General features: G+C 54.4%; 1 protein-coding gene. It reads left to right on the top strand.

What is annotated here, in order from left to right:
* Positions 1 to 456 (top strand): hypothetical protein (locus LPA54_RS38370; RefSeq protein ID WP_228985002.1); only part of this gene is annotated, 456 nt, incomplete at both ends.

Raw genomic sequence — 456 nt, 5'->3', positions numbered from 1 at the left:
ACCATGACCAACGCGATTGAAAACGCGATTGCTGGTCTGGATTTCCAAACTGACGTAGTTGGTCTGGAATCGGAATTCGCAGGCGTTGCCGGTCGCTACATTTACGAAGACGGCACCAAATTCGCAACTGGTGTTTCCGCTTCGGCTGGCGACATTGTTGTCGTTGACGCTTCCGGCGTAATTGTTTCTGTTGCCTACGACGTTTCCACTGCTGGCGCCGGTGCGCTGGTTTGGAGCACCACTGCTGTTAAATGGTTGCGTTGGAATGGTTCCGACTGGTCGATCTTCGGCGGTCTGAGCGGCGTAACTGCTGACAACGGTATTCAGAAATCCGGCGACACTCTGTCGATCAAACTCGACGGCGCAACTTTGGTTGTTGGCCCGAACGGTCTGAAAGTTGGCGATCTTTCCGCAACTTACACCACCACCGCTGCACTGGCCACCGCCATTGCAAAC

It is taken from the genome of Streptomyces sp. DH12, assembly GCF_020873895.1.
Classification (GTDB): Bacteria; Actinomycetota; Actinomycetes; order Streptomycetales; family Streptomycetaceae; genus Streptomyces.
This window is presented reverse-complemented; position numbering and strand designations above follow the sequence as displayed.